A 25,689-nucleotide genomic window follows, 5' to 3' on the forward strand; every position below is an offset into this window, starting at 1 on the left:
GCCAATGAGATCGATCTCATCGGCACTTTACGAGGCGAACATGTCCGACTTACTCACGGTGGCAAAGCTGGCAGGCGTTTCACGCGCCACGGCCGCGCGCGCCTTTTCCGATCCCCATCTGCTGCGGCGCGACACGCTGGAGAGAGTGCTGGCGGCGTCGGAGCAGCTCGGCTTTCGTCCTAACCACATCGCGCGCCAGCTGCGCACGCAGCACTCCACCACCTTCGGCGTGCTGCTGCCCTCGCTGCTTAACCCGATCTTCTCCTGCCAGCTGCAGGCGATGGAGCGCCAGGCGCGCGACGCCGGCTATGGCCTGCTGGTGGCCACCAGCGATTACCAGCCCGAGCGCGAAGCCGCCATCGTTGAACATATGCTGCGCCAGCGCGTGGCGGGCCTGGTCCTGACGGTGGCCGACGCGGATAACAGCGCGGTGCTCAGCACGCTGCAGGCGGCTGGCCTGCCGTTTGTGCTGGCGCATAACGTGCCGCAGCACAGCCACTGGCCGGCGGTGTGCGTGGATAACCGCCAGGCGATGCGCGAAGCCACCGCACAACTGCTGGCGCTTGGTCATCGCCGCATTGCCATTGTCGCCGGACCGATGCTGCAGTCAGACCGTGCACGCCTGCGCTATCAGGGCTATTGCGACGCCATGCAGCACGCGGGCCTGACGGCGCTGCCGGTGATTGAGATGGCCAGCCACACCCAATCCGACTTTACGCTGCTGGCCCCGATGCTCAGCGGTGCCACCCCGCTCAGCGCCGTGATCTGCACCAACGACCTGCTGGCCATCAGCCTGATTGGCGCGGCGGCGCGCGCGGGCGTACCTGTGCCACAGCAGCTGGCGGTGATGGGCTTTGACGGGATTGCGATGGGGGCACAAATGGCCCCGTCGCTGGCCAGCGTAGCGCAGCCCGCCGAACGGCTCGGCGCCTGCGCCATCGATATGTTGTTGCATAACGTCAGCCGCGGCACCCGCGTGCTGCCACATCAGTTGCGGAGCGGTGAGAGTGTCGCTGCCCCCGCGTTTATTGCCACCACCAGGGAACCTCATGATGCTGCATAAAAAAGTAAAAATTTACGCCGGTGCCATCGCGCTCAGCGCCAGCGCGTTGTTTACCAGCCTGACGCAGGCGGCGGAAACCGCCATCTGTTACAACTGTCCGCCCGAGTGGGCCGACTGGGGCACTCAGCTCAAAGCGATTGCCAGAGACACCGGCATTCAGGTGCCGCAGGACAACAAAAACTCCGGCCAGGCGCTGGCGCAGCTGGTGGCGGAGCAGGGCAATCCGGTGGCCGACGTGGTCTATTACGGCGTCAGCTTCGGCATTCAGGCGGACAGCGCCGGCGTGGTCGCCAGTTACAAACCGGCGCACTGGGATGACATCCCTGCCGGCATGAAAGACAGCAACGGTAAATGGGTGGCGCTGCACTCGGGCACCATGGGCTTTATGGTCAACGTCGATGCGCTGGGCGGCGCGCCGGTGCCGCAATCCTGGGACGACCTGCTGAAGCCGGAATACAAAGGCATGATTGGTTATCTCGATCCGGCCAGCGCCTTTGTCGGTTACGTGGCGGCGGTGGCGGTCAACCAGGCGAAGGGCGGCAACATGCAGGACTTCACGCCGGCGCTGAACTGGTTCAAAAAGCTGCAGGCGAATCAGCCCATCGTGCCTAAGCAGACCGCGTATGCGCGGCTTATTTCCGGCGAGATCCCGATTCTGCTCGACTATGACTTCAATGCTTACCGCGCCCGCTACAAAGATCACGCTAACGTCGCCTTTGTTATTCCCAAAGAGGGCACGGTAACGGTGCCGTACGTCATTAGCCTGGTGAAGAATGCACCGCACGCGGCGAACGGCAAAAAAGTGATCGACTATGTGCTGTCTGACAAGGGGCAGGCTATCTGGGCCAGCGCGTTCCTGCGCCCGGTGCGCACCGGCGCCATGAGCGCAGAAGCGAAGAAATATTTCCTGCCGGACAGCGACTATGCGCGTGCGCACACCGTTGACTATCAGCAGATGGCGGCAGCGCAGAAAGCCTTCTCGGCACGCTATCTGAGTGAGATTCGCTGATGGCGATGACCGATATCCTGGCGGCTTCGTGCCGCCGGACACCGCGCCTGGCCGGCAGCCGCTGGCTATGGCTGACGCTGCCGGCACTGCTGTTCTTCTGCGCCTTCTGGCTGCTGCCGTTTGTCCGGCTGCTGCAGATGGCGATGCAGGACGACCGCAGCACCCGGCACAGCGGCTACTGGACGGTACTGACGCAGCCGCATTACCTGCTCAGCCTGCTGAATACCGTGCTGCTGTCGCTCGCCGTCACGCTGGTGACGCTGGCCATCGCCGCGACAGTCGGCTGCTTTCTGGCGCGCCAGCGCTTCAGCGGACGCAGCACGCTGCTGGCGCTGCTGACGTTTCCGCTGGCCTTTCCGGGCGTGGTGGTGGGATTTCTGGTGGTGATGCTGGCGGGCCGTCAGGGACTGCTGGCGCAAATCAGCCTGGCGCTGTTCCACGAGCGCTGGATGCTGGCCTATTCGTTTACCGGCCTGTTTATTGGCTATCTCTATTTTTCACTGCCGCGCGCCATCATCACGCTGGTGGCGGCGAGTGAAAAACTCGACCGTTCTCTCGAAGAGGCGGCGCGTTCGCTGGGCGCCAGTCAGTGGCGCATCACCTGGGATGTGATTGTGCCGGGGCTGCAGCCGGCGCTGCTCTCCACCGGCGCGCTCTGTTTTGCCACCAGCATGGGTGCCTTCGGTACCGCGTTCACCCTGGGCACCGATCTGGCGGTGCTGCCGCTGACCATTTACGGCGAATTCACCAACTACGCCAATTTCGCCACCGCCGCCGCACTGTCGGTGGTGATGGGCGGCGTCGCCTGGCTGGCACTGATGCTGGCGCGCCGACTGGCTCGCCAGGAGGTGACATGAGACGTCGCGGACTGTTCAGCCTGCAACTGCTGGTCACCCTACTCACCGCGCTGTTCATGATCGTGCCGGTGGTGCTGTCGATGCTGGCCGGCGTGACCAACAACTACTTTAACGGCCTGCGCAGCGGCCTGACGCTGAAGTGGGTGACCCAGGTGTGGCAGCTTTACGCCGACACCTTCTGGCTGTCGCTGCTGATTGCGCTGGCCTGCCTGCTGATCACGCTGCTGATCGGCGTGCCGGCAGCGTGGGGATTGCTAAAAGCGCCGCGGCGCTGGGCGGCGCGCATCGAAGAGTGCCTGATGCTGCCGGTCGCGCTGCCGGGCCTCGCCACCGCGCTGGGCATCATCCTGCTGTACGGGCAGTTCTCCGGCCTGCGCGATAGCTGGCTGTTCATTCTCATCGGTCACGTGCTGTTTACCTTGCCGTTTATGCTGCGCCCGGTGCTGGCGGTGATGCAGGCGGTGGAGATGCCGCGGCTGGAAGAGGCGGCGGCCAGTCTCGGTGCCAGCCTGTGGCAGCGCTTTTTTACCGTGGTGGTGCCCAACTGTCGCAACGGCATTCTCGCCGGAGCGTTTATGGTGATCACCCTGTCGGTGGGTGAGTTCAACATCACCTGGATGCTGCATACGCCGCTGACAAAAACGCTGCCGGTGGGGCTGGCAGACAGCTATGCCTCAATGCGACTGGAAGTGGGATCGGCCTACACGCTGATCTTTATTCTGCTGATTCTGCCGCTGCTGCTGATGCTCAACGCGGTCAATCACTGGCTCAACCGTACGCTCACGCGTGCTAACAAGGAGGCGGCATGAACCCTGCGGCCGTAACCGTTACGCTGCGCCACTGTGCGCGGCACTTTAATCACCAGCTGGCGCTGCAGCCGCTCGATCTGACGGTGCAGCCTGGCGAAACCCTGGTGCTGCTCGGTCCGTCCGGCTGTGGCAAAACCACCACGCTGCGCATCATCAGTGGCCTGGAGCGCTGTGACGACGGCGGCGAAGTGTGGTTTGACGATCGTAACGTGACAGCGCTGCCGATCGAGAAACGCAACGTGGGCATGGTGTTCCAGAACTACGCGCTGTTTCCCCATCTCAACGTGGCGCAGAACGTCGCTTACGGCCTGAAAGTGCAGGGCGTGGCGCGCGCCGAACGCGACGCGCGCGTGCAGGAGATGCTGGCCCTGGTGGATCTCAGCGCGCTGGCGCAGCGCAGCATCGACAAGCTGTCGGGCGGTCAAAAGCAGCGCGTAGCGCTGGCGCGTGCGCTGGCGGCGCGTCCGAAGGTGCTGCTGTTTGATGAGCCGCTGGCGGCGCTCGATGCGCGCCTGCGCGACCGGCTGCGGCTGGAGATTGGCGCGCTGCTGAAACAGCTGGCGATCACCGCCGTCTACGTCACGCACGATCAGCAGGAAGCGATGGCGCTGGGCGATCGCATTGCGGTGATGGAGCAGGGGCGTCTGGTGCAGATCGATACGCCGCAAAATATTTACCAGCGCCCGGCGTCACAGTTTGTCGCGGATTTTGTCGGCGCGATTAACTGTGTCGGGGTCGATGCGCGTGGCAATCCGCAGCATTTCTGCCGCCCTGAGGATGTGCTGCTGGCGGCGGACCAGCGCTACGCACGCCCCGGTTTCATCCTCGGCACCACCTTTCTCGGCGCTGCGCAGCGGCTGAGTATTGATATCGGGCTGGCGGCGCCGATCCAGGTTGATCGCCACGCGCGCGAAGCCTGGCACGCCGGCCAGCCGGTAAGCTGGACGCTGGCGCAGGATGCCGCGCTGCACTTTTCTGCCTGATAAGGAGCTGTTGTGACTGACGCAATGACGCTGATTGCGCAAATCAGCGATTTACACATCAAGGCCCATGGCCGTCTCTCCTATAAAAAAGTGGATACGCACGCTGCGCTGCTGCGGGTGATTGACACGCTGAATCAGCTGGTGCCGCGACCGGATACGGTGGTGATTACCGGCGACCTGGTGGATTTTGGCACTGCGGAAGAGTACCAGACGCTGCGCGAGGCGCTGCGCCATCTGCAGCTGCCGTTCCTGCTGATGCCGGGCAATCACGACGATCGCCAGCAGCTGCGCGCCGCGTTTCCGGAGCATCACTACCTGCAGCACGGCGAAACGCTCAACTGGCAGATGCGTGTGAATCATCTGCAGCTGCTGGCGCTCGACTCCAGCGTACCGCATCAGCCGTGGGGCTACGTCGATGACGCACAGCTGCAATGGCTGGCAGAGCAGCTGGCGCGTGAACCGGATTTGCCGACGCTGGTGCTATTGCATCATCCGCCGTTCCTGAGCGGCATTGGCCATATGGATCGGCAGCCGCTGCGCAATCCGGCGGCGCTGGCTGCCATCGTTGGTCAGCATCCCCAGGTGGAACGGGTGTTGAGCGGTCACCTGCACCGCTCGGTGCAGGCGCGTTTTGCCGGCACGCTGGCCTGCGTGGCGCCCGGTGTGTCGCATCAGGTGGCACTGGATTTGCGTGACCACGGTCCGGCGAACTTTGTGCTGGAACCGCCCGGTTTTCTGCTGCATCGCTGGCAGCCGCAGCAGGGGATGACTACGCATCTGTGCGCGATCGGCGATTATCCAGGACCGTGGCCGTTTTACGATGCGCAGGGTTTAATTGATTAGCACCAGTAATAGCACAATAAAAAAGCGTTCCTGAGGGTCTGCGTCGTAGTCAATTTGGCTCAGAGGTGTACAATTGTCTGTTACCTCACCAGGGTAAACACCTCCAATTATAACAAGATAGTCAGGCACGCTAACTTATGAAGCTACTCACCAGGGCGGTTGCGCCATGTTAACGCGCATCCGGCCAAAAACTGATCTGCGCACGCTGATTGCGCTGCTGGCGATCACCAGCATCGTCATCACACTGGCTAATACGCTGTACGCCACCTGGCGCGTACAGCGCATGGTGCTGATCGAAAGCACCCTCGAAGCCAATCGCGCTTACGCCACCAAGCTGGCGGCCACCACCGAAGTGTTTTTCCAGCTGGCGCAGTCGCAGCTGCACTACAGCGCCAATCAACTGGGTAAAGATTTCGACAATCCCGAACTGCAGCAGCAGGAAGTGAACCGACTGCGCGAGCAGACCAGCAGCTTTAACTCGGTGGCGATTGTCGACAGCAACGGCGTGATTAAAGCCATTTCGCCGGAATCGCTGATGCTGAAAGGCATGCAGCTCACCAGCCAGTCTTCGCGCGAAGCGCTGGCGCAGCGCCAGCCGATGGTCAGCCGGCCCACCATTTCTGCCACCAATAACCTGCTGGTGTTTGTTTCCTGGCCGGTATGGAGCACCGATGGGCGCTATCTTGGCTACGTCGGTGGCACTATTTATCTGAAGAAAAAGAGCATTCTCAACGTGCTGCTCGGCGAGCAGTACTATCGTGACGGCACCCATGTTTATGTGCTGGATCGCGAAAACCGCGTGCTGTATCACCAGAACAATCAGCTGATTGGCAAAAATGTGCCGGGCATCGTCAGCGATCGTCAGCGCCAGGAGCACAGCAATGGCGAAGTTCAGCTGACGGAAGAGGGCACGGCGAAGCTGGCGGGCTACGCTGTGGTGCCCACCACCGGCTGGATGGTGGTGGCGCTCAAGCCGACAAACGTTACGCTGGCGCCGCTCTCCGGGCTGCTGCTTCAGGTGCTGAAGAATTCGGTGCCGTTTGCGCTGCTGACGCTGCTGGTGGCGGTGATTCTGGCCCGGCTGATTGCCTTGCCACTGTGGCAGCTGGCGCGCAAAGCCAGCCAGATGGATACCCAGGGCGTTTCCGGGGAAATTGGCGTGATCCGCGCCTGGTATTTTGAAGCGGCGCAGGTGAAGCGCGCGCTGCTCACCGGTATTGGTCTGGTGCAGGATAAAATTGGCCGGCTCAAGTCAGAGGTGCAGAGCGATCCCATGACCAGCCTGCTCAATCGCCGCGGCCTGAGCGCGGTGCTCGACTATTTCGATACCATGCAGCAGCCGTTTGCCGTGCTGGCGCTGGATATTGACCACTTCAAACGGGTGAATGATAACTTCGGGCATGATGTTGGCGACGAGGTGATCAAACAGGTGGCGCGCACGTTGCGCCAGAGCGCGCGTCAGACCGACGTGGTGTGCCGGAACGGCGGCGAAGAGTTTCTGATGCTGCTTCCCGCCACCGCCCCTGATGAAGCGCGGGTGATTGCGGAGCGCGTGCGCACCAGCATTGCCGGCGGCTGGATTGATCCGGTCGGGCAGATCACGATTTCGATTGGTATCGCCAGCTGGCAGCCGACGCACGGCAGTCAGGAACAGATTCTGAAGCAGGCCGATGATGCGCTGTATCAGGCGAAAAACGCCGGACGTAACTGCGTGGTGATCGCCGGGCAGGAAGCGCTGGCCAGCACGGTTTCGCGCTATTAATCGCGCAGCGTCACAGCAGGATAAAAAAACGGGTGCCTGGCTGGCACCCGCGGGTAATCAGGCTGATTTCAGGTAATCGAGCACGATATCGTGGTGGTTCGAGGTTTTAAAATCGTCGAACACCTTCTCCACTTTGCCATCGCCGCCAATCAGGAAGCTGATGCGGTGAATGCCGTCGTAGGTTTTCCCCATAAAGGTTTTCTCACCCCAGACGCCAAACTGCTCGCAAACCTGATGATCTTCATCCGACAGCAGGGTGAAGTTGAGTAGTTCTTTCTCGACAAAGCGAGACAGTTTTTCCGGCTTGTCGGTGCTGATGCCCAGCACTTCCACGCCCGCCTTCTTTAAATCATCCATGTTATCGCGCAGACCGCAGGCCTGCGTGGTGCAGCCCGGCGTCATGGCTTTCGGGTAGAAATAGACCAGAACGCGCTGTCCCTGGAAGTCGGCCAAATTTACTTGTTCGCCATCCTGATCGGGCAAGCTAAATTTCGGTGCGGTGTCACCGGCTTTCAGTGGATTCATCACAACTCTCCATTTTTTTCTTCATGCTGTGGGTAATACACCATCAGCGGCAAAAGCGCCAGGTGGAGTTTACCTCAGGGTTATTTCACTACACGGTATGCCAGCGCGGCAGAGTGTGTGGCGGAATAACCCGGAGCCTGACTCAGACGGCGCTGTGCGCGTCGTCGGTGACACTATAGAGGCGAATTGAACCTTGTGCATGCAGTTCTTCGCATAGCCTATGGAAAGCCTGCTCAAACGGTGCGCTGGCATGATTCGCCGGGCTGTGCGCGGTCATCTGAATATAGAGCACCGGCGGCGCGTCGTCCTGGGCGGGCGTAATGCGCGACACCAGCTCGGCGATGTTCATCTGATGTTTATCGAACAGATCGGTAAAGCGTTCGATGATATGCGGTGAGTCCGGCACTTCCACCTGTACCCAGACGGTGGCGGGCATCGGCGGCGTCACGCGCGCGTTAGTTCGCTTCATCACGATCAGCAGCTCCAGCTCGGCACCCTTCATCGGCAGGGTCGATTCAATCAGGGTAATGGCGTTCCAGCTGCCGGAGAGCAGCATAATAAAGGTGAACTCGTCGCCCAGCATCGCCAGGCGGCTGTCTTCAATATTGCAACCGCAGCTGCTGACGTGGCGGGTAATGGTATTGACGATACCCGGACGATCAACGCCCAGAGCGGTGATCACCAGATGGTGCGGCTGTGACTGCGGCAAAATGGCGTTTCCTGTACGTTCGCTAATAACCATAAGGTAAACATAAAAAAAACTGCTGACAAGCGCGGTAATGGCGTGGCTCGCTTGCTTTTCTTTCGGCGGAAAACGTAACATGAGGCACTTGTTTGTCGAGGGGATAGCCCATGTTCACCGGAAGTATTGTTGCGCTCATTACGCCTTTGAATGAAAAAGGTGATGTCTGCCGCGCAAGTCTGAAAAAACTGATTGATTATCATGTCGCCAGCGGTACGGCGGCGATTGTTTCTGTTGGCACCACCGGCGAATCCGCGACCCTCAGCCATGAAGAGCATGGCGATGTGGTGATGCAAACCCTGGAGCTGGCCGATGGCCGCATTCCCGTGATTGCCGGGACCGGCGCGAATGCCACCGCCGAAGGGATCTCTCTGACAAAACGCTTTACCGGCACCGGCGTAGTCGGCTGCCTCACCGTGACCCCGTACTACAACCGTCCGACGCAGGAAGGTCTGTACCAGCACTTCAAAGCGATCGCCGAAAGCACCGATCTGCCACAGATGCTGTATAACGTCCCGTCACGTACCGGCTGTGACATGCTGCCGGAAACCGTTGCCCGCCTGGCTGAAATCAAAAATATTATCGGAATCAAAGAGGCCACCGGGAACTTATCGCGTATTTCGCAGATCCAACAGCTGGTTGGAGATGAGTTCATTATTGTCAGCGGTGATGACGCGACAGCGCTGGACTCCATGCAACTGGGCGGCAAAGGCGTTATTTCGGTCACGGCTAACATTGCAGCACGTGAAATGGTTGAACTCTGTGCGCTGGCACAAGAGGGCAAATTTGCCGAAGCGCGTCGCCTGAATCAGCGTCTGATGCACCTGCACCAGACGCTTTTCTGTGAACCGAATCCTATCCCGGTGAAATGGGCCGCGAAACAGCTAGGATTAATCGCCGATGACACGCTGCGCTTGCCGATGACGCCGCTGACCGAAGCCGGTCAGGCGAAAACCGCGCAGGCGCTGATCCAGGCGGGTCTGCGATAATTTAGGGAGAATCAATGAGTTATTCAGTTAAGCGCTCGACGCTGGCAACCGTGGTGGGCCTCTCCACCCTGATGCTGCTAACAGCTTGTTCCAGCGATCAGCGTTATAAGCGCCAGGTCAGCGGTGATGAATCTTACCTGCAGGCGCCTGAACTGCATGATTTAAAAGCCCCGGCGGGCATGATTCTGCCGCTGCAGAATGGTGATTACGATGTGCCGCACAGCGTGGCGAAAGGCGCGCTGGGTAAAGAGCTCGACATCCGTCCGCCGGCGCAGCCGCTGGCGCTGATGAACGGCACCCGCGCGCAGTTCACCGGTAATACCGGCGTGCTGGCGGTTGACAGCAGCCGTGGCTCCATCTGGTCGCAGGTGGTGAACGTGGTGCAGTCATACAAATTCCCGGTTGCCCAGCGTGATGATGCGGCGCAGCAGCTCACCACCGACTGGGTGCAGTGGAACCGTGCTGACGAAGATAACCAGTATCGCGGCCGTTACCAGATCAGCGTGCAGAACCAGGGCTATCAGCAGGTGCTGACCGTACGTCTGCTGGAACTGCAGCAGCAGGGCCAGACGGTCACTACGCCGGTCCAGGTTCAGCGCTATACCGGTCAGATGCTGAATGACATCAGCACCGGTCTGGATAAGATCGATACCGCCAGCCAGGATGCGGCTGCCGGACGTGCCAGCGGACAGATTGATGTCCAGAGCGGCGCGGACGACACCGGCCTGCCACTGCTGGTGCTGCGCTCACCGTTTAACGTCACCTGGCAGCGTCTGCCGGCGGCGCTGAAGCGTATGGGCATGGAAGTTACCGATGACAACCGCTCGCAGGGCAGTCTGAAAGTGACCTACAAGCAGCCGGGCAGCAGCGCGTTTGACGCCATCGGCGCGAAAGATCCGGAACTGCCAAACGGCGACTACAAGTTGCAGGTGGGCGATCTCGATAACCGCAGCAGCCTGCAGTTCATCGATCCGAAAGGACACGTACTCACCCAGGCGCAGAATGATGCGCTGGTGGCGGTCCTGCAGGGCGCGCTGAACAAATAAATGCAATAAAGGCCGGAGATTCTCCGGCCTTTTTGTTTTGGTTTTGGCATAATAGCGCCCGGCGAGGTAAACGATTGCGTCAGGCAGTCATCGCGCGGTGAAACACCGCTGAACACGGGTTCTTTCATGTTTGGAGTTAACAAGATGCAAAAGCGAGCTGAGTTGTATCGCGGTAAAGCGAAAACCGTATACAGCACCGACAATCCGGATCTGCTGGTACTTGAATTCCGCAACGATACGTCAGCAGGAGACGGTGCACGAATCGAGCAGTTTGATCGTAAAGGCATGGTGAACAACAAGTTCAACCATTTCATCATGACCAAACTGCAGGAAGCGGGCATTCCGACCCAGATGGAAGCGCTGCTTTCTGATAACGAAGCGCTGGTGAAAAAGCTGGAGATGGTGCCGGTAGAGTGCGTGGTGCGCAACCGGGCGGCCGGATCGCTGGTGAAACGTCTGGGCGTGGAAGAGGGCATGCTGCTCAATCCACCGCTGTTTGATCTCTTCCTGAAAGATGACGCCAAACACGACCCGATGGTCAACGAATCGTACTGCGAAACCTTTGGCTGGGTGAGCAAGGCCAACCTGGCGCGTATGCAGGAGCTGACCTTCAAAGCCAACGAAGTGCTGAGCAAACTGTTTGATGATGCCGGTCTGATTCTGGTGGACTTCAAGCTGGAGTTTGGTCTGTTCAAAGGTGAAGTGACGCTGGGCGACGAATTCTCGCCAGACGGCGCGCGTCTGTGGGACAAAGAGACCATGGACAAGATGGACAAAGACCGTTTCCGTCAGAGCCTCGGCGGCCTGATCGAAGCGTACGAAGAAGTGGCACACCGTCTGGGTGTCAAACTGGACTAAGCTTCTGCCGGTGTGCGTCACGGTATAACAGACGCAAACCTTTCAGCGCATGAAGGTCGCCCTGGCTGGCGGCCTTTTTTATTGTCTGTTTACGGCCTTCACGCTGCGCCCTGCGCGCAATCTCGCTCCGCTGGCATCGCATTGCTGGTACTAACCTCTGCCGCCAACTAAAATCATGCAAAAGTCATTGATAACAGGAGCAGGCCATGCGCTGGCAAGGGCGTCGTGAAAGCGACAATGTGGAAGATCGTCGCGGCGATTCGCCGGGTTTTAGTTCTGGCGGACGCCAGATTCGTCTGCCGCGCGGCAAGGGCGGCATTATTCTGCTGATTGTGGTCGCGGTCGCTGGCTATTACGGCTACGACCTCACCGCGCTGCTGGAAGGCGGCGCGCCGGTGTCGCAACAGCAGCAGCGTCAGGTTAATTCGGCGCAGGATAACGAGGCGGCCAAATTCACCTCGGTGATCCTCGCTACCACCGAAGATACCTGGGGCAAACTGTTCCAGCAGATGGGCAAACAATACGCGCCGCCAAAGCTGGTGATGTATCGCGGTGCGACGCGCACTAACTGCGGCACCGGCCAGTCGGCAATGGGGCCGTTCTACTGCCCGGCCGATCAGACGGTATATATCGATCTCTCCTTCTATGACGACATGAAAACCAAACTCGGAGCCGGGGGGGATTTTGCCCAGGGTTACGTCATCGCCCACGAAGTAGGGCATCACGTGCAGAAACTGCTGGGTATCGAACCGAAAGTGCGCCAGATGCAGCAGGGCGCCACGCAGGCGCAGGTGAACCAGCTGTCGGTGAAGATGGAGCTGCAGGCGGACTGCTTTGCTGGCGTCTGGGGTCACTATATGCAGCAGGAGAACATTCTTGAGGTGGGCGATTTGCAGGAAGCGCTGAACGCCGCCGAGGCGATTGGCGACGATCGTTTGCAGCAGCAAAGTCAGGGGCGCGTAGTGCCGGACAGCTTCACTCACGGCACCTCACAGCAGCGCTACACCTGGTTCAAACGCGGTTTTGACAGCGGCAATCCGGGCCAGTGCAACACCTTCGCCAGTAACTGATGTTGCATGCTGAACTGACGGCGGCGATGCAGCAAGCCGGTATCCGCCGTCTGTGCGTGATAGCCGGTGAAGCTGGCTGGGTGCGCCAGGAGGCGGCCACATGGCAGGCCGCACTGCCCGGTGACTGGTTAACGGTCAGCGACAGCGATGACTTCCCGCAGCGCGTCGCGCCTGCAGCGCTGCGTACCCTGCTGGGCCGGGAATTCCGGCATGCCATTTTCGATGCGCGCCACGGCTTTCACGCGGAAGCGTTCGCTGCGCTGGCCGGGACGCTGCGGGCCGGCAGCTGGCTGCTGTTACTGACGCCAGACTGGAACGCCTGGCCGGCGCAGCCCGATCGCGACAGCCTGCGCTGGGCTGATGTCGACCAGCCCATCGCCACGCCGCATTTCATCCACCATCTGCAACAGCATATCCTGCAGGATGCGCAGGTGATGCTGCTGCGTCAGCACCATACGCCGCGCCTGCCGGTGCCGCAGCTCTTCGCGCCGTGGCAGTGTCGCGCCCCCGAGCAGCAGGCGCAGATTGTCCGCCAGCTGTGCGCCATGCCGTCCGGTGTCGCGGTGATCATCGCCCCGCGCGGTCGCGGCAAATCGGCGCTGGCGGGGATGCTGGCGCGCCAGACGCAAAGCGCGCTGGTGACGGCACCAGCGAAGGCCTCGACGGAGGTGCTGGCGCAGTTCGCCGCTGAGCAGTTTAACTTTATGGCCCCGGATACGATTCTCGCTCAGCCACAGGAGGCTCAGCCGCTGGCGGAATGGCTGATTGTGGATGAGGCCGCGGCCATCCCCGCGCCGCTGTTACAGCAGCTGGTGCAGCGTTTTCCGCGCGTTTTGCTGACCACCACGGTGCAGGGCTACGAAGGTACCGGGCGCGGTTTCATGCTGCGCTTCTGCGCCGCGCTGCCGCAGGTGCGCTACTTCCAGCTGGATGAGCCGCTGCGCTGGTCGGCGCAGGATCCGCTGGAGCAGTGGCTGAGCGCGGCGCTGCTGTTTGCTGAGGCCGAAGCCTGCGACGCACCCGCGCAGACAGCAATTTTTGCCGCTACGCCCGCGCAGCACGCCGACGCCTTACAGGCCGGCTATCGTCTGCTGGCGAGCGCACACTATCGCACCTCGCCGCTCGACCTGCGACGTATGCTGGATGCGCCCGGCATGCATTTCTGGCTGGCCGGGCAGCCGCAGCAGGTCACCGGCGCGCTGTGGCTGGTGGAAGAGGGCGGACTGGATGCTGCGCTGGCGCAGGCGGTATGGGCCGGCTTACGTCGTCCGCGCGGCAATCTGGTGGCGCAGTCATTAGCGGCACATGCCGGTTTTACTGAAGCGGCGACGTTACGTTCGCTGCGCATCAGCCGCATTGCCGTGCAGGCCGCACAGCGCCAGCGCGGTATTGGTGGTGCGCTGGTGGCGACGGCGCGGCAGCAGGCGCAGGGCGCGGACTATCTGTCGGTGAGCTTTGGCTACACCGCAGCGCTGTGGCAGTTCTGGCGCGCCTGCGGCTTTACGCTGGTGCGTATCGGTTCACAGCGCGAAGCCAGCAGCGGTTGCTATGCGGCGATGGCGATTTGTGCGCTGACGCCAGCCGGTGAAGCCCTGCAGCAGCGTGCCGCGCAGCGTCTGGCGCGCGACTGGCCGTGGCTGCAAAAGCTGATCGCGGTGCCGCTGACCCTGTCGTCCGCCGACCATCAATCCCTCAGCGCCGACGACTGGCCGCTGCTGGCCGCGTTTGCCTGGGCGCAGCGGCCCTATGAAGCCAGCTATCCGGTGCTGCAGCGGCTGGCTGGTGTCGCATCGCCACCGTTGCTGTGTGCCATACTGCAACAAAAACAAACGCTGAGTGAAGCGGCACGGCTGGCCGGCGTGAGCGGGCGTAAAGCGCTGATGCTCAGGCTGCGCGCGGAGGCGGCTGACGCACTCATCATGCTGGATGCCGCTGCCGCGCAGCACTGGCAGCAGCGCCTCGGCACATTGCAATAAATCCATTATCTCGTTCAAATTTTCCCAATATCACTTTGCCGTCAGCGGCGTATAGTGATTTGAGGAGGACGTTATGGCACTACGATATGTAATTGTTCAGCAACCGGATAACGCCGCGCAGCTGTTTCTGCTGTATCACGGCGTGAACGACAACCCCGATTCGATGGCGCAGATTGGCAGCTGGTTCGCGCAGGCGTTTCCGCAGGCGCAGGTGGTGTCGGTGGGCGCACCTTATCCGGCCAGCGCGCCGCAGGGCCGCCAGTGGTATGCCGAGATACCGGAACACGACCGCTCGCAGCAGCAGGGCGTGGATGCGGTGATGCCGTCCTTTGTCGAGTCGGTGCGTCACTGGCAGCAGCAGAGCGGCGTGCGGCCGGAAGCCACCGCGCTGGTCGGTTTTTCGCAGGGCGGCACCATGGTGCTGGAAGGCGTAAAAGCCCAGCCGGATCTGGCGGGACGCGTGGTGGCCTTTAGCGGCCGCTACGTCACGCTGCCGGAGCAGGCCAGCACGCGCAACACTATCCACCTGATTCACGGCGATTATGACGAGCAGGTGCCGATGCAGCATGCGGAAGCGGCGATGCAGCGCTTAACTGCGCTGGGCGGCGATGTGACGCTGGATATCGTTGACGATCTGCCGCACGCAATTGATGAACGCAGCATGCAGCTGGCGCTGAATCACCTGCGCTATACCGTGCCGCGCCGCTATTTTGATGAGGCGCTGAGCGGAGCGAAGCCGGGCGACGACGATGTGGTGATGATGGTGTGAGACCGGCGCGCCATAAAACAAAGGTCGCCGTGCAGGGCGACCTTGTACGCTAAACGATCGGCGGCGACTACTTCTTCTTCGGCCAGTCGTCGTCATCGTCCCACTTATCGTTGAAATCGCGATGCGGTGGCAGATCCGGTTTGTTATCCATATATTTTTTATGATCGATGCGCTTCAGGTCTTTATAGACGTTCATCAGCACGCCCACCATCAGCAGAATCACAATCACCCACCAGTACTCTTTTAACCATTCCATGAGGTTTCTCCTTCAAGGTGCCATCAGGCGATCAGCTGTTCCATAATGCGCTGATACATCCGGCTCAGCAGCTGCAAATCCGAGGCTTTCACGCACTCATTGATCTTATGAATAGTGGCATTCACCGGGCCGAGTTCCACCACCTGTGCGCCCATGCGGGCAATAAAGCGCCCGTCAGAGGTGCCGCCGGTGGTTAACAGCTGCGGCTTGATCTCATTATAGTGCGCCACAGCGTTGACGACCGCATCCACCAGCTTGCCGCGTGAAGTCAGGAATGGCTGACCGGACACATTCCACTCCAGCGTATAGCGCAGCTGGTGGCGATCGAGTAGCGCCGCCACGCGATCTTTGATCATCTGATCGGTCAGTTCGGTGCTGAAGCGGAAGTTAAACTGCACGAAAAACTCGCCGGGAATCACATTGTTACTGCCGGTTCCCGCCTGCACGTTGGCGATCTGCATGCTGGTCGGCGGGAAGAACTCGTTGCCCTGATCCCACTCGGTCGCCACCAGCTCGTTGAGCGCCGGCATCGCGCGATGCACAGGATTATCGGCCAGATGCGGATACGCCACGTGGCCCTGCACGCCGTGAATGGTCAGATTGGCGGTCATCGAGCCGCGACGGCCATTCTTCACCACGTCGCCAACCACTTCGGTGCTCGACGGTTCACCGACGAGGCAGTAATCCATGCGTTCGTTGCGCGCCATCAGGCGCTCAACCACTTTTACCGTCCCGTTGACGGCGCTGGCTTCTTCATCGGAAGTGATGAGAAACGCCAGCCGGCCAGCATGATTGGGATGAGCAGCAATGAAGCGCTCGGCCGCCACCACCATCGCTGCCAGCGAGCCTTTCATGTCAGCGGCGCCACGGCCAAACAGCATGCCGTCGCGAATCGACGGTTCAAACGGCGGGCTGATCCAGCGGTTGGCATCGCCCGGTGGCACCACATCAGTGTGCCCGGCAAAAGCCAGCGTTTCGCCCTGGCCGCGCGTGGCCCAGAAGTTAAGCGTATCGCCAATATGCATCGGCTCGACGTGGAAACCAATCGCCTCCAGGCGCGCAATTAACATGGCCTGGCAACCGGCGTCATCCGGACTAAGCGAGGGGCGACGAATAAGCTGCTGAGCCAGCTCAATAACCGGACAGAACATGTTATGACTTCTCCTGGATAAAGGCGTGATAAACGGGTTCTTTGAAACCCACCAGCAATGTACCGTCTGGCGCCGCCAGCACCGGACGTTTGATCAGCGCCGGGTGCGCCAGCATCAGCGCTTTGGCGCTGGCCGCATCGCGGATGGCATCGCGTTCCGCTTCCGGCAACTGACGCCAGGTGGTGCCGCGCATGTTCAGCAGCACGTCATACCCCAGCTGGTCGATAAAGGATTGCAGCAGCGCCGCATCCAGCCCGTCAGCGCGATAATCATGAAAATGAAAGTCGATGCCGGAAGTGCTCAAATAGTTGCGTGCTTTTTTTATGGTGTCGCAATTCTTAATTCCGTACATCACCCACTGCGCTGTCATCGCGTATTCCCGTCCTGTGTTAAATAAAGCGCGAGTTTACCATAGCGCGCCATGGGCTGTGAGGTCAGACGCGTGGCAGCGCTGTTTTTCATCTCGCCGCGACGCCAATAAACGCCGCTAATCAGGGCCAGTAAACGCTTTCACTTACCTGCGAAATTGTCGCCTGCGGCATCATTAGCGATCTAAGAATTATCTTAGGCGGCAAAAACGGGCCTGGCGGATTAAGTCCGCGCTTTTATGAGTCGCATTAACAGGTTGCTGAAATGTGCGTCAGTCCGCAGTTTCGGCAAATTCAAGCTTTCTGCGGTAGTTGCCGATAGTGATGAGAGGTGGAAACGTATTCACCTGTAGAAAAAAACGGCGTAAAATCGCCACTACAAGAAGAGAGGGTTTTATGGTTGAACACGAACTGGGGAACTGGAAAGAATTTATCGAAGCGATGTTACGTAAGTAATTCGTGAAGAGAAAAGCAGGGCGCTTCCCAACTTGCTGTTATTCTTACCGCACACATCAATAAAGCCGCCATTCATCATGGCGGCTTTTTATTTGCCCGGAGTTAGCCTCAGTCGTGCGGCTTTGCCCGCAGCGGGAAGCGGCGGCGCACCAGCACAAAGAACAGCGGCACAAAGAAGATCGCCAGTACCGTGGCGGAGATCATGCCGCCCATCACGCCAGTACCGACCGCATGCTGGCTGCCGGAACCGGCACCGCTGCTGATCGCCATCGGCAGCACGCCGAAAATAAAGGCCAGCGAGGTCATCAGAATCGGCCGCAGGCGCTGCCGCGATGCCTCCAGCGTCGACTCCAGCAGTTCACGCCCTTTGCTGTTGATCTCATTGGCGAACTCGACGATCAGGATCGCATTCTTGGCCGACAGACCAATCACCGTCAGCAGCCCGACCTGAAAGTAGACGTCATTCTCCAGTCCGCGCAGCCAGGTGGCGACCAGCGCGCCCACCACGCCCAGCGGCACCACCAGCATCACCGAGAACGGAATCGACCAGCTCTCGTACAGCGCCGCGAGGCACAGGAACACTACCAGCAGCGAAATTGCATACAGCGCCGGTGCCTGCGAGCCGGAGAGACGCTCCTGATAGGAGGCACCGGTCCACTGGAAGCCAACGCCGAGCGGCAGCTGCGCCACCAGTTTCTCCATCTCATCCATCGCCGTGCCGCTGCTGACGCCGTTAGCCGCCTCGCCGACAATCTCCAGCGACGAATAGCCGTTATAGCGTTCAAGACGCGGTGAACCGGTCTCCCAGTGGCTGGTGGCGAAAGCGGAGAACGGCACCATGCCGCCACTGTTGTTGCGCACATACCATTTGTTAATGTCGCCTGGCAGCATGCGGAATTCCGGTGCGGCCTGGACGTAGACCTTCTTCACGCGGCCGCGATCGAGAAAATCATTCACGTAGGTTGAGCCCCAGGCGGTGGTCAGGGTGTCGTTGATGGTATCCAGCGAGACGCCGAGCGCCTGCGCTTTGCGCTGGTCGACATCAATCTGCAGCTGCGGGCTGTCGTCAAGCCCGTTGTGGCGCACGCGCGACAGCGCCGGATTGTTGTCGGCCAGCGCCAGCAGCCGATCGCGCATCGCCATCAGCTCGGTGTGCCCGATGCCGCCGTGATCCTGCAATTCCATATCAAAGCCGGAGGAGCTGCCCATGCCGGTGATCGCCGGTGGACTGCTGGCGATGACGCGTGCCTCTTTGATCTTTTTGAAGGCTGCGGTGGCGCGATCGATGATGGCAAACGAGGTGCGATCGCGACCTGGCCGCTGCTCCCAGTCCTTCAGGCGCACAAACAGGCGCGCCACGTTTTGTCCGTTACCGCCCGGACCGGCACCGATGGTGGAGAACACCGACAGCACATTGTCCTTTTCGGCAGTCAGGTAATAATCCTCAACCTTTGCCACCACCTGCGAGGTTTGCTGCAGCGTCGAGCCCGGCGGCAGTTGTACCTGAGTAAGAAATACGCCGCGATCTTCCAGCGGCAGGAAGGAGGTAGGCAGACGAATAAACAGGAATGCCATCACGCCGATAATCGCCAGGTAGAGCAGCAGCCAGCGGCCGCTCTTCAGCAGAATGCGCGCCACGCCGCGCTCGTAGCGTTCGGCGCTGGCATTGAAGTGACGGTTAAACCAGCCGAAAAATCCGCGCCGGCCATGGTGCTGGCCCTGCGCCAGCGGTTTGAGCAGCGTGGAGCACAGCGCGGGCGTCAGAATCATCGCCACCAGCACCGACAGCACCATCGCCGAGACAATGGTGATGGAGAACTGGCGATAGATAGCGCCCACGGTGCCGCCAAAGAATGCCATCGGCACAAACACCGCGGACAGCACCAGCGCGATGCCCACCAGCGCGCCCTGAATCTGCCCCATCGATTTACGCGTGGCGGCACGCGGCGATAATCCCTCTTCGCTCATGATGCGCTCGACGTTTTCCACCACCACGATGGCATCATCCACCAGCAGCCCGATGGCCAGCACCATGGCGAACATGGTCAGGGTGTTAATACTGAAGCCGCAGGCGTACAGCACCGCAAAGGTGCCGAGCAGCACCACCGGCACAGCAATGGTGGGAATGAGCGTGGCGCGGAAGTTTTGCAGGAACAGGTACATCACCAGAAACACCAGCAGAATCGCTTCCAGCAGGGTTTTCACCACGTCCTTAATGGAGGCTTTGACGAACGGCGTGGTTTCAAACGCCACTTTGGCTTCCAGCCCGTGCGGGAAGTATTGCGCCAGTTCAGCAACACGGGCGCGCACCAGCTTGTCGGTGTTCATCTCGTTAGCGCCGGAGGCCAGCTTGATGCCGAGACCGGATGCTGGCTGGCCGTTATAGCGGCTCAGGAAGTCATACTTTTCGGCACCCATGGCGATGGTGGCCACGTCGCCGAGCGTTACCACTGAACCGTCAGTGTTGGTTTTCAGCGTAATGGCGCGAAACTGCGCGGGCGTCTGTAGCATTGACTGGGCGTTAACCGTGGCGTTCAGCGCCTGTTTGTCCACCGACGGCAACCCGCCGACCTGACCGACCGCCACCTGGGTGTTCTGCGATTCGATGGCGCTGACCACATCGTCGGTGGTCAGCGCGTAGTTAATCAGCTTGTTGGGATCGAGCCAGATGCGCATGGCGTATTGCGAGCCGTAGGCATCGACCTGGCCGACGCCGTCGATGCGGCTGAGTGGATCCTGAATGTTACTGGCAACGTAATCGGCAATATCCTGTTTATCCATGCTGCCGTCGGTGGAGACAAAGGCGATCATCAGAATGTTGCTGTCGCCGGTTTTGTTTACCGTGACGCCCTGCGACTGCACCGCCGCCGGCAGCTTGCGCAGCGCGCTCTGCAGCTGATTCTGTACCTGTTGCCGCGCTTCATCCGGGTTAGTGCCGGCGGTAAAGGTGAGGGTGATCTGCGCCTGGCCGGTATTGCTGCTGTTCGAGGACATGTACATCAGGTTATCGATCCCCGTCATATTCTGCTCGATAACCTGGGTTACGGTGTTTTCCAGCGTCTGCGCGGATGCGCCGGGATAGTTGGCGGTGATGCGCACGTTAGGCGGCGCGAGATCCGGATACTGTTCCACCGGCAGCGAGATAATGGCCAGCGTGCCACACAGGCACAGCAAAATAGCCAGCACCCAGGCAAAAATGGGGCGGTCGATAAAAAAGTTCGACATGAAACCGACACTCCTCAGCTGCGTACTTTGTACTTGTTATTAGTAAAAGCGTGTCGCACGCTGCGCTTCACGCTGGCGGAGTGCAAGGGCGATCCTGAAAACTCCGGTTGCTGCTTACTGTACGCGGGGCAAATTAGGGAATCGTGGATAAATTATGGAGAAAGTGTAAAAGTCGCAGCAGCTTTATGTGCGCAATCACACATTGCGGCTCTCCAGCCACAGCACCGTTGCCGCAACGCGGGAACGGACGTCGAGCTTACGCAGCAGGTTGCGGATGTGCACCTTTACCGTTTCTTCGGAAATGTGCAGCGTGGCGGCAATCTCTTTGTTGGATAAGCCGCGTGCCACTTCCTGCAACACATCCAGCTCGCGCTCGGTCAGCTGTCTGAACGGATTGACGCTGGGCTGGCGGGTCGCCAGATATTCTGCCACCACCTCGCTGAACACGTTCTCGCCCTGTGCGCCGCGCATTACCTGCGCCAGCAGCAGTTCCGGTTCGCTGTCTTTAAGCAGATAGCCATCGGCACCGGCATCCACCATGGCGTAAATATCGCTGCGCGCGTCGGACACCGTCAGCACCAGAATGCGTGCCGCGACGCCCTCGTGGCGCAGCGCTTTCAGCGTATCCAGCCCGGACATGCCCTTCATATTCAGGTCGAGCAGAATCACATCCGGTGCCAGACGGCGCGCTTCGGCCAGTGCTTCGGTACCGTTATTCGCCTCAGCCACCACTTCCAGACGCGGTTCCAGCGCCAGCAACTGGCGGATACCGCGACGCATCAGCGGATGATCGTCAACGATCATAATAGACAGGGAAGGGTGAGCCATAGGTTCTCCAGAGTTTCAATCCATTTGCTAAGTGTAATGCGTTAAGCCAGCCGGTGCGCGGGGCGGGCGGGAAAACGCAGCGTGACGCAGGTGCCCTGCGCCTGCGGGGTAATCAGTAAGCTGCCGGCGAGACGCGCCGCGCGCTCGGCCATGATGGTCAGCCCGTAGTGGCCCGGCGGCTCTTCTACGCTATTGATACCGCAGCCGTCATCTTCGATGGTCAGCAGGTGCTCATCATCAGCGACACGCTGATAGCGAATCTGAATCTGCTGCGCCTGCGCGTGACGAATTGCATTGAGCAGCGCCTCGCGCGCAATCTGCAGCACGTGCACCTGCTGCTGGGCATCCAGCGTTTGCAGGCCAGGCTGATAGTCAAAGGTAATCGCCGCCTGCGACTGCTCCTGCAGCGGGGCGATCATCGCCTGCATCGCCTGCACTAAATCGGCCTGTTCAATGCTCAGGCGGAAGGTGGTGAGCAGCTCGCGCAGCTGCTGATACGCCTCGGCCAGCGCGCGATCAAAATCGGCGATGATCGCCTGTGCCTGCGGCTGGCTGCTATCGACATTACGCCGCAGCAGCGTCAGCTGGATACGCAGAAAAGAGAGCGACTGCGCCAGCGAATCGTGCAGCTCGCGCGCAATGGTGGCGCGCTCTTCAATCAGCAGCATTTGCTGATACTGCTTCTGCGTCTGCCAGATCCACAGTGCACGCGCCAGCATGTTGGCCAGGCTGTGCATCAGCTCATCGGCCGGCGGCGCGCGGCGGGTTTGCCAGCACAGTTCGCCGAGGCGCTGCTCTTCCTGCTGCAGCGGCAGCCGCTGCCAGCTGAGATCGTCGGCGGGCACGCCGGCCTGGAAAGCGATATCTTCGCTGGCGATTTGCAGCACCTCCAGCGCTTCCCGCCGCTGCACCAGCCGCAGCAGGCCCTGAAACAGCTCGGGATTGAGCGGGCTGCCGGTGAGAATCTGCGAGCTTTCATACAGCAGCGACAGCGTGCGGTTGGCCTGGGTTAAATCTTCGGTTTTATTGCGTACCGCGCACTCCAGCAGGCGATAGTGTGAATGCAGTCGCTCCGCCATGGTGGTAAACGCCTGCGCCAGCACGCCCAGCTCGTTGGGCTGATGCACGGAAAGCGGCGGAAAACTGAAGTTGGCCTGTTCGACGTATTGACTGGCGGTGACCAGCGAATCGAGCGGACGCACCACGTTGCGGCGAATAAAGCCAATGCTCCACAGCGCCAGTGCAACAATCGCCAGAAAGCCGAACAGGCTGCTGGCGGCCACCAGATGCATTTTCAGCTCGGCATAGTGCTGCACCGCCAGCACGAAGCGGTCAATCTCACTGACGTAGCCCGCCACGCGCTGCTGGTACACCTGCGCCCGCGCCGGCTGCAGCGTCTCCTGCAGTACCGGCCAGCTGTCGCGCAGATAGCGGTAGCGGCTGCTGACTTCAATCGGCACCCACGGACGCTCCAGATGTTGCAGCGCCGGTGACTCCAGCGTCTGCTGATATTGCTGCATATGGTGCGCCAGCTGCTGCGGATCGCGTGTGCTGTCCCACGCCAGCCGGTAGATTTGCATGCGCAGCGAGCCGGCGACATTCACCGCTTCGGCATCGCGCAAACTGCTGGAGAGCGTCATCAGCGCCAGGCCGGTGGTTAACAGCGACAGCAGCACAATCGCGCTGAGCGCGCGGGCAATGGTGCGGGTAACGGGACGTTTCACTATCACAATAATAACCCTTACAAGAGCGGGGGATTATAAGTCAGCCGCAGCGCGGGTGCGAGCGCGAAATTGACACATCTGGTTACTTTTACCAGAGAAACTCACTGCGGTTTACGTTTCCCTGGATTACCGGCGTTTGGCTGGCGAAATATTGAACGCTTTTACCGCTCGCGCAGCCTGGTTTGCACTGGCTCGCCGATACTTTGACGCGTAACCCTTTTCCCGCACGACAACAGGAGCACCTCATGAAGACACGTTATGCCGTAATGACTGCTGCACTGCTTGCCAGCGCATCGTTTACTACCTTTGCCGCCTCGCCGTTAAGCGAGGCACAAACCCAGGACCTGCAAAGCAGCGGCACCGTTTCGGTGAGCGGCGTGCGCGGTTCGCTGGATGACGCCACCCGTCAGCTGTCGCAAAAAGCGGAAGAGATGGGCGCCAGCCACTATCGCGTCATTGGCATGCAGAATCCAGGCGATTCCAGCATGTGGAGCGGCAGCGCCGAGATTTACCGTTAATGCCCTTCATTATTCCCCTCTGGTAGTTTTTTCCTGTAGCCACCGATTACCGGCCACCCCACTGGCCGGTTTTTTTGTGCGTCGCGACGGATTATTACAAATCAACCCGTGCAGTCAGCCAGTATATTTTGCTTCGTTCATGCAGAACGGGTAGGATTCATCGCCGTAATTTCCCGGCTCGCCGCGCGGCATCGTTCCGCCGCTCAGGGGCCGGTTTTACCCCATTTCGCACTGCCCGGCGCAATCGATTGGTTACGCGGTGATTGATGGACAGGACAAACAGGAAAGCTATGAAATCTACTAAAAAAACGCCAGCCGAACAGCGTGCTGCGAGAAGGCGCTGGCTTAACTCTCACGACACGGGTTACCACAAAGCAATGGGTAACCGTCAGGTACAAATGATCGCCATTGGCGGCGCTATCGGTACCGGTCTGTTCCTCGGTGCCGGCGCGCGTCTGCAGATGGCCGGTCCGGCACTGGCACTGGTGTATCTGGTGTGCGGTATCTTCTCCTTCTTTATTCTCCGTGCGTTGGGCGAGCTGGTGTTGCATCGCCCTTCCAGCGGCAGCTTTGTTTCGTACGCGCGTGAATTCCTCGGGGAAAAAGCGTCCTACGTTGCGGGCTGGATGTATTTCGTTAACTGGGCGATGACCGGTATCGTCGATATCACCGCGGTGGCGCTTTACATGCATTACTGGGGCGCGTTTGGTGATGTGCCGCAGTGGGTATTTGCGCTGGGGGCGCTGGCGATTGTCGGCACCATGAACATGATCGGCGTGAAATGGTTCGCCGAGATGGAGTTCTGGTTCGCGCTGGTGAAAGTGCTGGCCATCGTGGTGTTCCTGATTGTCGGCGTGGTGTTCCTCGGCAGCGGTAAACCGCTGGACGGCAACACCACCGGCTTCCACCTGATCACCGACAACGGCGGGCTGTTCCCGCACGGTCTGCTGCCGGCGCTGGTGCTGGTACAGGGCGTGGTGTTTGCCTTCGCCTCGATTGAGCTGGTGGGCACGGCGGCGGGCGAGTGTAAAGACCCGAAAACCATGCTGCCGAAAGCCATCAACAGCGTGATCTGGCGTATCGGCCTGTTCTATGTGGGTTCCGTGGTGCTGCTGGTACTGCTGCTGCCGTGGAACGCCTATCAGGCCGGACAAAGCCCGTTCGTCACCTTCTTCTCCAAACTGGGCGTGCCTTACATTGGCAGCGTGATGAATATCGTGGTGCTGAGCGCGGCGCTGTCGAGCCTGAACTCGGGCCTGTACTCTACCGGACGTATTCTGCGTTCAATGTCGATGGGCGGCTCGGCGCCGCAGTTCATGTCGAAGATGAGTAAGCAGCAGGTGCCGTACGCCGGTATCCTGGTGACCATCGGCGTGTACGTGATCGGCGTAGTGCTCAACTACTACGTTCCGTCGCAGGTGTTTGAGATCGTCCTGAACGTGGCGTCGCTGGGGATTATCTCCTCGTGGGCGTTCATCGTGGTGTGCCAGATGCGTCTGCGCAAAGCCATCAAAGAGGGCAAAGCGGAAGATGTCAGCTTCAAGCTGCCGTGGGCGCCGGTTACCTCGTGGCTGACGCTGCTGTTCCTGGTGAGCGTGCTGGTGCTGATGGCGTTTGACTACCCGAACGGCACTTACACCATTGCTTCAATTCCGCTGATTGCCGTGCTGCTGGTGCTCGGCTGGTTTGGCGTGCGTAAGCGCGTGCAGGCGGAAGCGATGAAAGAGCACGAGCATCATCATGATGATCAGGATGATGCGGCGCCTAAACTGGCGGAAGACAACGCGCGTTAATCACAGCGATGCTCACCTGCGGGGGCCAGTCGGCCCCCGTTTTTATTGCAATTCTCCTTCTCTTGATCC

General features: G+C 60.2%; 24 protein-coding genes. 16 read left to right on the forward strand and 8 right to left on the reverse strand.

Annotated elements, in window-relative coordinates; translation table 11 throughout:
- Positions 1-40 precede the first annotated feature (40 nt).
- From K7H94_RS05280 to K7H94_RS05310, 7 genes are all read left to right on the forward strand, one after another.
- Positions 41-1,063 (forward strand): substrate-binding domain-containing protein, encoded by a 1,023-nt coding sequence (locus tag K7H94_RS05280; protein WP_222951751.1) that lies wholly within the window; start codon positions 41-43, stop codon positions 1,061-1,063.
- Entirely contained in the window at positions 1,050-2,072 is a 1,023-nt protein-coding gene (locus tag K7H94_RS05285; RefSeq protein ID WP_058758325.1) for an ABC transporter substrate-binding protein, read from the forward strand. The genes K7H94_RS05280 and K7H94_RS05285 overlap by 14 nt, the downstream gene beginning before the upstream one ends.
- Positions 2,072-2,929 (forward strand): ABC transporter permease, encoded by an 858-nt coding sequence (locus K7H94_RS05290; RefSeq protein ID WP_222951752.1) that lies wholly within the window; start codon positions 2,072-2,074, stop codon positions 2,927-2,929. The genes K7H94_RS05285 and K7H94_RS05290 overlap by 1 nt, the downstream gene beginning before the upstream one ends.
- Complete coding sequence (locus tag K7H94_RS05295; RefSeq protein WP_222951753.1) at positions 2,926-3,738, forward strand: ABC transporter permease; 813 nt, start codon at positions 2,926-2,928, stop codon at positions 3,736-3,738. Before K7H94_RS05290 ends, K7H94_RS05295 begins: the two co-directional genes overlap by 4 nt.
- Complete coding sequence (locus tag K7H94_RS05300) at positions 3,735-4,721, forward strand: ABC transporter ATP-binding protein (RefSeq protein ID WP_058770829.1); 987 nt, start codon at positions 3,735-3,737, stop codon at positions 4,719-4,721. The genes K7H94_RS05295 and K7H94_RS05300 overlap by 4 nt, the downstream gene beginning before the upstream one ends.
- Positions 4,722-4,745: 24 nt before the next feature.
- Entirely contained in the window at positions 4,746-5,564 is an 819-nt protein-coding gene (locus K7H94_RS05305) for a phosphodiesterase (protein WP_021506600.1), read from the forward strand.
- 166 nt (positions 5,565-5,730) lie between these two features.
- A complete protein-coding gene (locus tag K7H94_RS05310) occupies positions 5,731-7,326 on the forward strand; it encodes a sensor domain-containing diguanylate cyclase (protein WP_150058742.1) in 1,596 nt (531 codons plus the stop codon).
- A gap of 57 nt (positions 7,327-7,383) precedes the next feature.
- On the opposite strand, the gene bcp is transcribed toward K7H94_RS05310, so the two are convergent.
- Complete coding sequence (gene bcp, locus K7H94_RS05315; RefSeq protein WP_021506602.1) at positions 7,384-7,851, reverse strand: thioredoxin-dependent thiol peroxidase; 468 nt, start codon at positions 7,849-7,851, stop codon at positions 7,384-7,386.
- Between the two features lie 142 nt (positions 7,852-7,993).
- Entirely contained in the window at positions 7,994-8,560 is a 567-nt protein-coding gene (locus tag K7H94_RS05320; protein WP_059011708.1) for a glycine cleavage system transcriptional repressor, read from the reverse strand.
- A 143-nt stretch (positions 8,561-8,703) separates the two neighbouring features.
- Here K7H94_RS05320 and dapA point away from each other — a divergent pair, with 143 nt between their 5' ends.
- The 6 genes from dapA (at position 8,704) to ypfH (ending at position 15,301) form a co-directional block, all read left to right on the forward strand.
- Positions 8,704-9,582, forward strand: a complete 879-nt coding sequence (dapA, locus tag K7H94_RS05325) for a 4-hydroxy-tetrahydrodipicolinate synthase (protein ID WP_021506604.1) — start codon at positions 8,704-8,706, stop codon at positions 9,580-9,582.
- A gap of 14 nt (positions 9,583-9,596) precedes the next feature.
- Positions 9,597-10,628 (forward strand): outer membrane protein assembly factor BamC, encoded by a 1,032-nt coding sequence (gene bamC, locus K7H94_RS05330; protein ID WP_021506605.1) that lies wholly within the window; start codon positions 9,597-9,599, stop codon positions 10,626-10,628.
- Between the two features lie 144 nt (positions 10,629-10,772).
- Positions 10,773-11,486 carry a phosphoribosylaminoimidazolesuccinocarboxamide synthase gene (gene purC, locus K7H94_RS05335; RefSeq protein WP_031279423.1) on the forward strand — a complete coding sequence of 238 codons (714 nt, stop codon included), beginning with the start codon at positions 10,773-10,775 and terminating at the stop codon, positions 11,484-11,486.
- A 206-nt stretch (positions 11,487-11,692) separates the two neighbouring features.
- Positions 11,693-12,556, forward strand: a complete 864-nt coding sequence (gene ypfJ, locus K7H94_RS05340; protein ID WP_021506607.1) for a KPN_02809 family neutral zinc metallopeptidase — start codon at positions 11,693-11,695, stop codon at positions 12,554-12,556.
- Positions 12,556-14,532, forward strand: coding sequence for a tRNA(Met) cytidine acetyltransferase TmcA (locus tag K7H94_RS05345; protein ID WP_222951754.1), 1,977 nt, complete (start codon positions 12,556-12,558; stop codon positions 14,530-14,532). The genes ypfJ and K7H94_RS05345 overlap by 1 nt, the downstream gene beginning before the upstream one ends.
- 73 nt (positions 14,533-14,605) lie before the next feature.
- A complete protein-coding gene (gene ypfH / locus K7H94_RS05350; RefSeq protein WP_021508041.1) occupies positions 14,606-15,301 on the forward strand; it encodes an esterase in 696 nt (231 codons plus the stop codon).
- A gap of 67 nt (positions 15,302-15,368) precedes the next feature.
- On the opposite strand, the gene K7H94_RS05355 is transcribed toward ypfH, so the two are convergent.
- From K7H94_RS05355 to K7H94_RS05365, 3 genes are read right to left on the reverse strand one after another with little or no spacing between them, the layout of a single operon-like run.
- Positions 15,369-15,557 (reverse strand): YpfN family protein, encoded by a 189-nt coding sequence (locus tag K7H94_RS05355; RefSeq protein WP_021508042.1) that lies wholly within the window; start codon positions 15,555-15,557, stop codon positions 15,369-15,371.
- Positions 15,558-15,580: 23 nt separating this feature from the next.
- On the reverse strand, positions 15,581-16,708 hold the full coding sequence (dapE, locus tag K7H94_RS05360; RefSeq protein ID WP_058758329.1) for a succinyl-diaminopimelate desuccinylase: 1,128 nt from the start codon (positions 16,706-16,708) through the stop codon (positions 15,581-15,583).
- A 1-nt stretch (position 16,709) separates the two neighbouring features.
- A complete protein-coding gene (locus K7H94_RS05365) occupies positions 16,710-17,078 on the reverse strand; it encodes an ArsC family reductase (protein WP_222951755.1) in 369 nt (122 codons plus the stop codon).
- 394 nt (positions 17,079-17,472) lie between these two features.
- Between K7H94_RS05365 and ypfM the strand changes: the two genes are divergently transcribed.
- Positions 17,473-17,532 (forward strand): protein YpfM, encoded by a 60-nt coding sequence (gene ypfM, locus K7H94_RS23290; RefSeq protein WP_104085366.1) that lies wholly within the window; start codon positions 17,473-17,475, stop codon positions 17,530-17,532.
- Positions 17,533-17,640: 108 nt separating this feature from the next.
- Here the strand turns inward: ypfM and acrD are convergent, their stop codons facing one another.
- From acrD to narQ, 3 genes are all read right to left on the reverse strand, one after another.
- Positions 17,641-20,757 (reverse strand): multidrug efflux RND transporter permease AcrD, encoded by a 3,117-nt coding sequence (acrD, locus tag K7H94_RS05375; protein ID WP_021508044.1) that lies wholly within the window; start codon positions 20,755-20,757, stop codon positions 17,641-17,643.
- Positions 20,758-20,952: 195 nt separating this feature from the next.
- Positions 20,953-21,585: a response regulator gene (locus tag K7H94_RS05380; protein ID WP_031279800.1), complete on the reverse strand. Its 633-nt coding sequence runs from the start codon at positions 21,583-21,585 to the stop codon at positions 20,953-20,955.
- Positions 21,586-21,626: 41 nt separating this feature from the next.
- Positions 21,627-23,315 (reverse strand): nitrate/nitrite two-component system sensor histidine kinase NarQ, encoded by a 1,689-nt coding sequence (gene narQ / locus K7H94_RS05385; protein ID WP_058758332.1) that lies wholly within the window; start codon positions 23,313-23,315, stop codon positions 21,627-21,629.
- A 239-nt stretch (positions 23,316-23,554) separates the two neighbouring features.
- On the opposite strand from narQ, the gene K7H94_RS05390 reads away from it, so the two are divergent.
- Complete coding sequence (locus tag K7H94_RS05390; RefSeq protein WP_058770823.1) at positions 23,555-23,827, forward strand: YdgH/BhsA/McbA family protein; 273 nt, start codon at positions 23,555-23,557, stop codon at positions 23,825-23,827.
- Positions 23,828-24,117: 290 nt separating this feature from the next.
- Positions 24,118-25,620 carry an L-asparagine permease gene (gene ansP / locus K7H94_RS05395; protein ID WP_031279802.1) on the forward strand — a complete coding sequence of 501 codons (1,503 nt, stop codon included), beginning with the start codon at positions 24,118-24,120 and terminating at the stop codon, positions 25,618-25,620.
- The last annotated feature ends 69 nt before the right edge of the window (positions 25,621-25,689 follow it).

The organism is Pantoea dispersa (assembly GCF_019890955.1).
In the GTDB taxonomy this organism is placed as follows: Bacteria; Pseudomonadota; Gammaproteobacteria; order Enterobacterales; family Enterobacteriaceae; genus Pantoea; species Pantoea dispersa.